The sequence below is a fragment of the Pseudoxanthobacter sp. genome (genome assembly GCF_036822375.1).
In the GTDB taxonomy this organism is placed as follows: domain Bacteria; phylum Pseudomonadota; class Alphaproteobacteria; order Rhizobiales; family Segnochrobactraceae; genus Pseudoxanthobacter.
On the sequence record NZ_DAISHT010000043.1, the window covers coordinates 1 to 10,366 of the forward strand.

Sequence of the window (10,366 nt, forward strand, 5' to 3'; positions counted from 1 at the left end):
TCGTCAACGGCTTCGGCCTTGAGGCCGGCAAGCCGCTCGCCTCCAGCCCGCGCATCGCCAAGATCGCCTTTACCGGCGAGACGACCACGGGCCGGCTGATCATGCAGTATGCCAGCCAGAACCTCATTCCGGTCACGCTGGAACTGGGCGGCAAGTCGCCGAACATCTTCTTCTCCGACGTGGCGGCCGAAGACGACGATTTCTTCGACAAGGCGATCGAAGGCTTCGTGATGTTCGCCCTCAATCAGGGCGAAGTCTGCACCTGCCCGAGCCGCGCGCTGGTGCACGAGAAGATCTACGACCGCTTCATGGAACGCGCGCTGGCCCGCGTCGCCGCCATCAAGCAGGGCGACCCGCTCGACCCCACCACCATGATCGGTGCGCAGGCTTCCTCCGAGCAGCTTGAGAAGATCCTGTCCTACCTCGACATCGGCCGCCAGGAAGGCGCCGAGGTTCTGGCCGGCGGCGCTCAGGCCCATCTCGGCGGCGATCTCGCCGGCGGCTACTATGTGCAGCCGACGGTGTTCAAGGGCCACAACAAGATGCGCATCTTCCAGGAGGAGATCTTCGGCCCGGTGGTGTCGGTGGCGACCTTCAAGGACGATGACGAGGCGCTGCACATCGCCAACGACACGCTCTACGGCCTCGGCGCCGGTGTGTGGACCCGCGACATCAACCGTGCCTACCGCTTCGGCCGCGCCATTCAGGCCGGCCGCGTGTGGACCAACTGCTACCACGCCTATCCGGCCCACGCGGCCTTCGGCGGCTACAAGCAGTCCGGCATCGGCCGCGAAACCCACCTGCAGATGCTCGACCACTACCAGCAGACCAAGAACATGCTGGTCAGCTACAGCCCGAAGAAGCTCGGCTTCTTCTGAGATGACGACCGCCGGCCGTGCACGCGCACGGCCGGCGCCACACTCCGAACCTCCGTCCGACACGACACCGGCGGCCTGCCGCGATGCGTGGCAGGCCGTTCCGGCACCGGTCCGCAGCCGCACGACCGGCCGGCAGAAACTGAGACGAGGAAGGAACAAAAGATGGCAAAGACGATGAAGGCGGCCGTGGTCCGCGCGTTCGGCCAGCCGCTCGTGATCGAGGACGTGCCGGTTCCCGAACCCGGCCCGGGACAGATTCAGGTTCGAATTCAGGCTTCCGGCGTCTGCCACACCGACCTGCACGCCGCCGAAGGCGACTGGCCGGTGAAACCCAATCCCCCGTTCATCCCCGGCCATGAAGGGGTGGGCTATGTTTCCGGCGTCGGCGCCGGGGTGAAAAATGTCAAAGAGGGCGATCGCGTCGGCGTGCCCTGGCTCTATTCGGCCTGCGGCCACTGCACCCACTGCCTCGGCGGCTGGGAAACGCTGTGCGAGGAACAGCTCAACACCGGCTATTCCGTCAACGGCGGTTTTGCAGACTATGTGATTGCCGATCCGAACTATGTCGGCCACCTGCCCGCCAACGTCGGCTTTCTGGAAATCGCCCCGGTGCTGTGCGCCGGCGTGACGGTCTACAAGGGCCTGAAGATGACGGACACCAAGCCGGGCGACTGGGTGGTGATTTCCGGCATCGGCGGCCTCGGGCACATGGCGGTGCAATATGCCCGCGCCATGGGGCTCAACGTCGCCGCCGTGGATGTCGCACAGGACAAGCTCACGCTGGCGGAGAAGCTGGGCGCGATGGTCACAATCAACGCGCGGGAGACCGATCCCGCCGCCTTCCTGAAGAAGGAAATCGGCGGCGCGCACGGCGTGCTGGTGACCGCGGTTTCGCCCAAGGCCTTCGAGCAGGCCCTCGGCATGGTGCGGCGCGGCGGCACCGTGGCGCTGAACGGCCTGCCGCCGGGCTCGTTCCCGCTGCCGATCTTCGACATGGTGCTGAACGGCATCACCGTGCGCGGCTCCATCGTCGGCACCCGGCTGGACCTGCAGGAGGCTCTGGACTTCGCCGCCCACGGCAAGGTTCACGCCACCGTTGCGCCAGCCCGGCTGGAAGACATCAACGAGGTGTTTCGCAAGATGCACGCCGGCGCCATTGACGGGCGCATCGTGCTCGATATCGCCGCCTGACGCGTCGTCCTGCTGGCTCTCCCCCCTGGCCAGCGGGGCTTCCTCCCAGGACAAGCGGCGGTGCGGGGCGTCGGGGCAGCTTTTCGGCTGCTCCGGCGCCCTTTATAGTTGGCGCGGTTCCGCAGAACGAAGGCCGCCCGCCGTGGTCGCTGCCGGTTGCAATGGCCGGGCTTCCCTGCCCTCCCCTTCTGTCGCGAACCGCCGGGAAACGCGAAACGACGCCGCAGCCGCGCTTGCACAGGGCCAGAAACGCCCGGCCGGGCTGGCGGCGCGGAGGATGTCCGATGATCGACGCCGTCCCCCTTGCCCCCCCTCCCCCGCCGCAGGCGAACGGCGAGGTTCCGCCGCGCGTGCTGGCCACCGCGGCTGCGCTGCAGCTGATCGGGGAGCTGAAAGCCAAATACGGACCGATCCTGTTCCATCAGTCCGGCGGCTGCTGCGACGGCTCATCGCCGATGTGCTATCCGCAGAGCGATTTCATCGTCGGCGATCACGATGTGAAGCTGGGCGAGATCGGCGGCGTGCCGGTGCACATCAGCGCTTCGCAGTTCGAGGCGTGGAAGCACACCCAGCTCATCATTGACGTGGTGCCCGGTCGCGGCGGCATGTTCTCGCTCGACAACGGAACCGAGCGCCGTTTCCTCACCCGCTCGCGCGCCTTCTCCGGCGAGGAGATGTGCCAGCTGAACCTGCGCATTCCGGTTTCGGCCTGACGGCCGGCACCGGCCGCCCGAACGCAAACGGCCGCCCGTGACGGGCGGCCGCTGTTTTGTCTTTCCGGCGTGCGCAGCCGGCGCTCAGCGCCGGTCGCCATTCAGCGCATGGTCGGCATGGCGAATTCCGCGCCTTCCTTGATGCCCGACGGCCAGCGCGTGGTGACGGTCTTGGTGCGGGTATAGAAGCGGATCGAATCCGGGCCGTGCTGGTTGAGATCGCCGAAGCCCGAGCGCTTCCAGCCACCGAAGGTGTGATAGGACAGCGGCACCGGCAGCGGCACGTTCACGCCCACCATGCCGACATTGACGCGGGCCGCGAAATCGCGCGCCGCATCGCCGTCGCGGGTGAAGATCGCAACGCCGTTGCCGTATTCGTGCTTCGAGGGCAGCGCCAGCGCTGTTTCATAATCGGGCGCCCGCACGACCGTCAGCACCGGGCCGAAGATCTCGTCCTTGTAGATCGACATATCCGGCGTCACATGGTCGAACAGGCAGCCGCCCATGTAGAAGCCGTTCTCATAGCCCTGCAGACGGAAACCGCGACCGTCGACGACCAGGCTGGCGCCTTCGCTGACACCCTGATCGACATAGCGCGTCACGCGCTCGACGGCGGCCTTCGTCACCAGCGGGCCGAAATCGGCCGCCGGATCGAGCGAGGTGCCGACGCGCAGGGCTTCCACCCGCGGCGTGAGCTTGGCCATCAGCGCATCGGCCGTCGCCTCGCCGACCGGCACAGCCACCGAAATCGCCATGCAGCGCTCGCCGGCAGAGCCGTAACCGGCACCGATCAGCGCATCCACCGCCTGATCGAGGTCGGCATCCGGCATGATGATCATGTGGTTCTTGGCGCCGCCGAAGCACTGCGCGCGCTTGCCGGTGGAGGCGGCACGCGAATAGATATACTGCGCGATATCCGACGAGCCGACGAAGCCGACCGCCTGAATGATCGGATCGTCCAGAATGGCGTCGACCGCTTCCTTGTCGCCGTTGACGACATTGAAAATGCCGGCCGGGCCGCCGGCTTCGATGAACAGCTCCGCCAGCCGCATCGGCGTGGAGGGATCGCGCTCGGACGGCTTGAGAATGAAGGCATTGCCGCAGGCAATCGCCGGCGCCGCCTTCCACAGCGGGATCATGGCCGGGAAGTTGAACGGCGTGATGCCGGCGACGACGCCCAGCGGCTGGCGCACGGAGTGCATGTCGATGCCCGGGCCGGCACCTTCGGTGAACTCGCCCTTGAGCAGGTGCGGAATGCCGATGGCAAATTCCACCACCTCAAGACCGCGCTGAAGATCGCCCTTGGAATCCGGCACCGTCTTGCCGTGTTCCAGCGAGATCAGTTCGGCCAGATGGTCATATTCGGCGTTGCAGAGTTCAAGAAACTTCATCAGCACGCGGGCGCGCTTCTGCGGGTTCTGCGCCGCCCAGGCCGGCTGCGCGGCAGCGGCGATCTTCACCGCCTCGGCCACTTCGGCCTTGCTGGCAAGCGCCACATGCGCCCGCACGTCGCCGGTCATCGGCTGGAAGACGTCGGCATGGCGGCCGCTGGTGCCGGCAACATTCTTGCCGCCGATGAAATGCCCGATCTCGATCATGGCCCGCTCCTTGGAAGAGATTCTTGTCCGTCCGCCGGCTGGGGTCGCCGTGGCCGTGTGCGCGCACAGAAGCGCTTTTATTTCGGCACATCAACGGCCATGATGGCTCAACCGTTGTGCAGAATTTCGCCAGCCAGCCAATGGCTGCACCCATGGGAGCACCGGACGATGGACTGGGACCAGTTGCGCATCTTTCTGGCCGTCGCCCGTGCCGGCCAGATTCTCGGCGCCGCCACCCGGCTGGGTCTGAACCACGCCACTGTCAGCCGGCACATCGCCGCGCTGGAGGAGCACCTTGGCGCGCGGCTTCTGGAGCGCCATTCCACCGGCTCGACGCTGACCACAGCCGGCGAGCGGCTGAAGCGCACGGCCGAGGCCATGGAGGCCGAATTCCTGCGCGCGCAGTCCGATCTGTCGGACACTGACCACGACCTTGCCGGGGCGGTGCGTGTCGGCGCGCCGGACGGCTTCGGCACCTATTTCCTCGCCCGCGAACTGACGGCGCTGTCGTGCCGGCATCCGGAGCTGCTGATCGAACTGGTGCCCCTGCCCCGCACCTTCTCGCTGTCGCGCCGCGAGGCCGATATCGCCATCAGTCTCGACCGGCCGACCCATGGCCGGCTGATCGTGCGCAGTCTCACCGGCTACGGCCTCAGCGTCTATGCCACACGCGATCATCTCCACCGCTTCGGCCCGATCGCAACGACCGAAGACCTCGCCGGCCGCGTGATCGTGACGGGCATCGAGGAGATGTCCTATTCCAGCGCCCTCAAATACCACGATGCCGTGGGCAGCCTCTCGCAGGTGCGCTTTGCCTGCGCCTCCATTGCCGGGCAGATCGAGGCGGTATTGTCCGGCAACGGGGTCGGTGTGGTGCACGATTTCATCGCCGCGCAATATCCCGAGCTCATGCGCATTCTTCCGGCGATCCACTTCCGCCGCACCTACTGGATCGTCAGTCACTCCGACACCCATCATCTGCGCCGCGTCACGGCGGTCTATCGCACCATCGTGGAGCGCACCGGTGCTGCGCGCGCGCTGTTCGACAGTCCCGATGACACCCCGGACGATGCCTCACCCGTCTGACAGGCCGCCGGGCGGGCGCGCGGGTTGCCCGGCGGCGGCGCTTCGAGCCGGGCAAGCAGCAGGGCCGAGAAATCGGCAGGCCGCTCGCGGGCAAGATCGGTCAGGTGGCGCAGATAGCCGCCCGGCGCATGGATATGCCCGATACGCTCCAGAATGACGGCCACCGACACGGCCGCAAGATCGGGCCCCATCACCGCCACGGCTTCCTTCCAGCCGGACTCGCTGATGGAGAGCGCGCGACGACTGCGTTCCGCAGCGTCGAACAGATCGCACCACGATTGCAGCGGTCCCCGGGCCAGCAGGGCGATTTGCGGGCAGACGGCCGTGATCGTGCGCAAGCACGGTTTGGGCAAGGCTGCGCGCGCCATGGCTGCCCGCGGCGGAGCGGCGGGCGGGGGTGTGGCGGGCCGGCGGCGCAGAGACCGGCCGGACGTCAGGGGCTGTTGAGCGCTGATCGGTTGCTCTGACGGGCCTCCGGCGGGCTGCGGGGAGACGGTGGGAGCCGAGGGGATGTCCCTGCCCTCGGCTTCGTTGTCCTTCAAATTCAAATCCCTTTTCAAATCCTCTGTCTTGATAGGAGAGTCTGATTTGGGAGTCTCTAAGAGGCGCTCATCATGGCTGTCACTGGCGCTCGAAATCGCAAAAATAGCCAGAGAAGACAGTGCTTTAAACAGATTCTCGCGGATCTCGGCAAGCTGCCCGGCGAGCGCCTCCAGTTCGCCGCGCCCAAGGCGGCGCAGCAGCGGGATCGCCGGCAGGGCGCCGGCCAGCGCGTCGGGGTCGAGACCGTTTTCGCAGGCCAGCGTGCGCGCCTTGGCGATGTCGCGCCGGCAAAGACTGATGGTTTCGCGCAGCCGCGTCATGCATCGCGCCTCGGCGCGGGCCTCTGCGGCAAGGCGCTCGAACTCCGCGGCGCGGGCAACGAGCGGTGCCAGATCGAAGCCGAAGGCGACATCGATCGCGCCGTCTTCGCCCTTGCGGGCATAGCGCTTGCCGTTGGGACTGTCGCGCCGCACGACGAAGCCGGCCTCCACCAGCGCCGACAGATGACGGCGCAGCGTTGCGGCCGCCATGCCATGGGCACGCAGCGAAAGCTCGCGGTTGGACGGAAAGACCACCAGCGGACGGCCGGGTGCAAGATCGGTTTCCGGATGGCAACTGAGCAGCGCGTTCAGCACCGACAGGGTGCGGTCGGAAAGGCCATGTGCCGGCTTGGTCTCGGCAATGGCGCGATAGAGCTTCCACTTCGGGACGGCGACGGCAGACGAACCCGTCACGGCAGCCTTTTGTGCGGCGACCATGGCAAGCGTCAGCGATCGCCGCCCGAAAGGCGTCGACAGCGGGGACTGATTCATCTCCAGTCTTGCGGAGACACAGAAAATTCGTCCACCGAAACGGTGCTGATTCTTGACAGCGATTCGTGGAAGTGGTTCTCTCGCAGTTGCCACACTAAGAGAGAGGCTTCCGGGGCGGAAACGTTTCGGAGGCCTTTTTTCTTGTCCGCACTCCTCCTTGTGTCCGGCGTGGCCTCATGGCGCACGCGCTGCTGCAGAAATGTCCCCGCTGGCGGGGCCGGTGGCGCCGCGGCCTTATGAAACGGTCGCGGCAAACGGATGAAGGTCAGCCGGGCTCCCGGCGGCCGGCGAGCCAGGCTGCATAGAGCGCCCCGAGCTGGCTGACCACATAATCACCGAATTCGGGCGCGGCCTTCTTGTCCAGCACCAGTGTCAGCGATCGCGGATCCTGCTGAATGCGGGCGACCTTGCGGCCGTCGGCTGCGGTCCAGACCGCCGAGCGGGCCGGCGCGGTCTTGCGGCCGGCGCGGACACGGGCGGCCAGGGATTCGAACACGGCGAGAAAGCGGTCGTCGCTGCTGCGTCCCGCAAAGCCGCCCTGCTCGATCACACTGCGGGCGCGATCCGTGGCACCGCGCACCTCAAGACGTTCGGCCAGTTCCAGCCACCGGTCGCGGCCGGCCTTCGGCGCCGGGCCGATGGCCTCGATGATGAAACGCGGCACTTTGACGGCGGCCGAAATCAGCCGCGAGGCGCCGGTCTTGTCGACGCTCAGCGCGGCCATCACGGTTTCACGATCGAAGCCACGTTCCTCAAGCCGCGCGGCGAACAGCGCACGCTCGATGAACGACAGATCGGTGCGGGCGGTGTTTTCCTGCCCCTGAGCGACGACGAGTTCGGCATCGCTCAGGGTGCGCACCACGGCGCGGACCCTGAGGCCCAGCGCCGCAATGGCACGCAGCCGCCGGTGACCGTAGGCGACCTGATAACGCCCGGTCTCGGTCGGATGCGGGCGGACGAGGATCGGCACCTGCTGGCCGTGCTCGCGGATCGAGGCGACGAGCGCCTCGTGATCGTCTTCGCTGCCGGGCAGGCGATCGGCGACGAACGAACTCTCGATGGCGGCGGGATCGAGCTCCACCACCGCCTGCCCGCTGGCAAGCTGGCTCTGGATGGCGCGGGCCTCGCCGATCTGCGACTTGAGATGCTCGATGGAGCGCGTGACCGCGCCGATGGCCCCGCGCTGGCCGTGGGGCGGCAGCGGCGGGGCAGGGACGGCCACGGCCGGACCATCGCCGGGCCCGTCTGAGTTGCCGGCCGGCAACTGTGTGTTCGTCAGGCCGAGGAGCAGGTTCTTGCGCGCCATTATGCCCTCCCCCAGGCCTTGCGGATGAGCCCTTCGATCTCGCTGTTGACGTTGTTCATCGCCTCCAGAGCCCGGTCGTAGGTGGCGCGGGTGAACTGCTCGCGACTGACCTCGTAAAGCGTCTGCTTGGTGATGCCGGCATCGGCGATGGCCGTGCTTTTCAGCATCGGGAAATTCAGCACATGCTCGCCGAACATGGAGCGCATGAACGACACCATCTGGTTCTGCGGCCCGTCGCCCGGCTCGTAGCGGGTAATGAGATAACGCATCCAGTCGTAGCGCATGTTGCCGCCCGCCTCGGCCACCACGCTGAGGAGATCGGAGGTCATGATCAGGAACTGGCACATCGACATGACGTCGAGCATCTGCGGATGCACGGTCACGAGCACGGCGGTCGCCGCGCACAGCGCCGACAGCGTGAGGAAGCCAAGCTGCGGCGGGCAGTCGACCACGACCACGTCGTAATTATCGGCGACCGAGGCCAGCGCCTCGTCCATGCGTGTGAAGAACAGCGATTCGGCCCCGGCGCCGTCGGCCAGCGCCTTCGGGGTCTCGTGCTCGAACTCCATCAGCTCGATATTGCCGGGCACGAGATCGAGCCCGGGAAAATAGGTGGGACGAATGATTTCTGCCAGCGGGCGGCGCTCGCCATCGTAGCGAATCGCGCCATAGAGCGTCTCGTTCTCACCGATGTCGAATTCCGGCTGATAGCCGTGCAGAGCGGAGAGGGAGGCCTGCGGATCGAGATCGACGGCCAGCACCCGGTAGCCGTTGAGCGCCAGATATTGCGCCAGATGCGCCGCGGTCGTGGTCTTGCCCGAGCCGCCCTTGAAGTTGACGACGGTGACGACCTGCAGGTGCTCGTCGCCCTGCCGGCGGGGCAGGTAACGACGGTCGGCCTTGCCGCTTTCGGCCAGATAGGCCCGCAGGGCGTGGATATCCTCAATGGTGTAAGAGCGGCGGCCGTTCGGGCCGATCTCGGGCTGCGGGCCCTTTCCTTCCAGCGACAGATGGCGAAGATAGCCGTCATTGACGCCGATAAGGCGGGCGGCCTCGCCGGAGGTGAACTTGCGCAGGGTCTTGCGGGCAGACGGCGGAAACAGCTGCAGCCGGTGGGCCTGCAGCTTTGCCGAAAGCTCGCGCGCGTGTTCGCCGATCAGCGTATGGATCGCGTGCGGCTGGTCCTGAGCGGTTGGCAGTGCATTGGCCACGGCAGAGTCTCGACGGTTCGGGATCGTATCTACGCTTTGGGGCGCATGACGCCCTTCCAGCCGTGTCTAATACGCCCGATTCTGTTGCCCGGCGCAAGGACAAAGAGGTTAACGCAAGGTTAACGCCTCTGCATAGCGGCAGTGCATAACGTTGTCGCCACCGGGTGCCGACGAATCACCGCGGGCATCCTGCGCCGATTCGGACCGCGCTCAAAGACCTCGTAAAGATCAGGCCAAGGATATCGGTCGGTGAACGCGACCGCATCACTGCGAAGTCGCAACGGTGCCGCGAATCAACTTGGCCGGCGGCGGCGTGCGGGATGCCGGCCGGCAGCATCCGGCCGGCTGCGCCCGGCGTCCCGTGCAGCCGGCGTCGGACTTCGGCGGGGCCGGAGGTGATGAAGCACGCGCGCGCCCGCGTGAGGGCGCGCCGGCGGGCGGGTCTGTGGCCGCGGCGGGCGCGCCGCGCCGACGGCGGCCGGGGAGAGCGATCCGGGGCCGGAGACGGCGCTGCGGGATCCCGCCCGGGTTGCCGGCCGGCAACCATGACGCCGCAGCCGCACCGGGCCGCTCTGCTCCACTGCACAGCCGGCGTGCACCTGCGCTGCGTTGCCGGCCGGCAACTGACCGGCTGCGGTCTCGTATTGCGGCTTCTGTGACAACGGTCGTCACCGTAACGTCATCCCGACGCGATAGGAACACGCCGAAACAAATCAGGGTTGATCGCGCTTTCGGAAACAATTCCTCCGCAATGCCGGACATGGAACGTGAGGATCGGACGAAGACACCGGTCTCTATTCGCTATGTGCCGGAAAAAATTCTCTGAATTGCAGAAATGTCCCTCAGTCTACGGAGACGTTCTTTGAAACGTATTCTCTCTGCAGCCCTTGCCCTGTGCGGTCTCTTCGGGGCCTCCGCTGCCAGCGCAGCCGAGCTGACGGTTTATACCGCGCTCGAGTCCGATCTGCTGCCTATCTACCAGAAGAGCTTCGAGGCGGCGAACCCCGGCATCACCATTCGCTGGGTGC

At 66.7% G+C, this 10,366-nt stretch carries 7 protein-coding genes and 1 pseudogene; 4 read left to right on the forward strand and 4 right to left on the reverse strand.

Annotation, left to right across the window (positions count from 1 at the left end):
• The 3 genes and pseudogenes from adh to V7067_RS06515 all read left to right on the forward strand — a co-directional run.
• Window positions 1-878: pseudogene (gene adh / locus V7067_RS06505) on the forward strand (aldehyde dehydrogenase); the annotation flags it as partial.
• Between the two features lie 162 nt (window positions 879-1,040).
• Window positions 1,041-2,069, forward strand: a complete 1,029-nt coding sequence (gene adhP / locus V7067_RS06510) for an alcohol dehydrogenase AdhP (protein WP_334175074.1) — start codon at window positions 1,041-1,043, stop codon at window positions 2,067-2,069.
• Between the two features lie 284 nt (window positions 2,070-2,353).
• On the forward strand, window positions 2,354-2,782 hold the full coding sequence (locus V7067_RS06515; RefSeq protein WP_334175075.1) for a DUF779 domain-containing protein: 429 nt from the start codon (window positions 2,354-2,356) through the stop codon (window positions 2,780-2,782).
• 101 nt (window positions 2,783-2,883) lie between these two features.
• Here the strand turns inward: V7067_RS06515 and V7067_RS06520 are convergent, their stop codons facing one another.
• Entirely contained in the window at window positions 2,884-4,380 is a 1,497-nt protein-coding gene (locus V7067_RS06520) for a CoA-acylating methylmalonate-semialdehyde dehydrogenase (RefSeq protein ID WP_334175076.1), read from the reverse strand.
• A 168-nt stretch (window positions 4,381-4,548) separates the two neighbouring features.
• Between V7067_RS06520 and V7067_RS06525 the strand changes: the two genes are divergently transcribed.
• On the forward strand, window positions 4,549-5,466 hold the full coding sequence (locus V7067_RS06525) for a LysR family transcriptional regulator (protein WP_334175077.1): 918 nt from the start codon (window positions 4,549-4,551) through the stop codon (window positions 5,464-5,466).
• On the opposite strand, the gene repC is transcribed toward V7067_RS06525, so the two are convergent.
• From repC to repA, 3 genes are all read right to left on the reverse strand, one after another.
• The gene (gene repC, locus V7067_RS06530) at window positions 5,379-6,821 is read right to left on the reverse strand and encodes a plasmid replication protein RepC (protein WP_334175078.1); all 1,443 of its coding nucleotides are present in this window, start codon (window positions 6,819-6,821) and stop codon (window positions 5,379-5,381) included. The genes V7067_RS06525 and repC overlap by 88 nt on opposite strands.
• 265 nt (window positions 6,822-7,086) lie before the next feature.
• Complete coding sequence (repB, locus tag V7067_RS06535; protein ID WP_334175079.1) at window positions 7,087-8,127, reverse strand: plasmid partitioning protein RepB; 1,041 nt, start codon at window positions 8,125-8,127, stop codon at window positions 7,087-7,089.
• Window positions 8,127-9,287 carry a plasmid partitioning protein RepA gene (gene repA / locus V7067_RS06540; RefSeq protein WP_334175089.1) on the reverse strand — a complete coding sequence of 387 codons (1,161 nt, stop codon included), beginning with the start codon at window positions 9,285-9,287 and terminating at the stop codon, window positions 8,127-8,129. The genes repB and repA overlap by 1 nt, the downstream gene beginning before the upstream one ends.
• Between the last annotated feature and the right edge of the window lie 1,079 nt (window positions 9,288-10,366).

Bases quoted from the DNA above. Each gene is read 5' to 3' on its own strand.
- adhP (WP_334175074.1), top strand. From the start codon at position 1,041: ATGGCAAAGACGATGAAGGCGGCCGTGGTCCGCGCGTTCGGCCAGCCG.
- V7067_RS06515 (WP_334175075.1), top strand. From the start codon at position 2,354: ATGATCGACGCCGTCCCCCTTGCCCCCCCTCCCCCGCCGCAGGCGAAC.
- V7067_RS06520 (WP_334175076.1), bottom strand. From the start codon at position 4,380: ATGATCGAGATCGGGCATTTCATCGGCGGCAAGAATGTTGCCGGCACC.
- V7067_RS06525 (WP_334175077.1), top strand. From the start codon at position 4,549: ATGGACTGGGACCAGTTGCGCATCTTTCTGGCCGTCGCCCGTGCCGGC.
- repC (WP_334175078.1), bottom strand. From the start codon at position 6,821: ATGAATCAGTCCCCGCTGTCGACGCCTTTCGGGCGGCGATCGCTGACG.
- repB (WP_334175079.1), bottom strand. From the start codon at position 8,127: ATGGCGCGCAAGAACCTGCTCCTCGGCCTGACGAACACACAGTTGCCG.